This window comes from Staphylococcus sp. 231237_7MaSpsaltlick (assembly GCF_043107035.1).
On sequence record NZ_JBICNX010000401.1, the window covers coordinates 1 to 428 of the forward strand.

The 428-nt window shown below is 29.4% G+C and carries 1 pseudogene; it reads left to right on the forward strand.

Going from position 1 to position 428, the window contains the following annotated elements:
- Positions 1-428 (forward strand): annotated as a pseudogene (locus ACF91D_RS32085) (MMPL family transporter); the annotation flags it as partial.

A 428-nucleotide genomic window follows, 5' to 3' on the forward strand; every position in this document is an offset into this window, starting at 1 on the left:
TATCAATCTTGACTTACTTTTTCAATATTCCTAATATCGCTTTAACTTTATCTGTAATGATAGGTTTAGCAGTTGGTATTGATTATGCTCTATTCATTTTATTCAGATATAAACAACATATTAATCAAGGGACACATTATATTACCGCAATTGGTTTAGCAATCGGAACAGCAGGAAGTGCAATCGTATTTGCTGGGGTAACTGTTATCATTGCAGTATGTGGACTATCTCTAGTTGGTATCAATTTCCTAAGTATAATGGGATTTGGAGCTGCAATAAGTGTTATATTTTCAGTTTTAACATCATTAACTTTATTACCTTCTTTAATAAGTTTATTTCATAAACAGATAAAACCTAAAAAATCAAGAACTAAGCATAAAAATCATAATGATAATTTTGGTCAAAAATCGTCATTGGCAAACCTATAT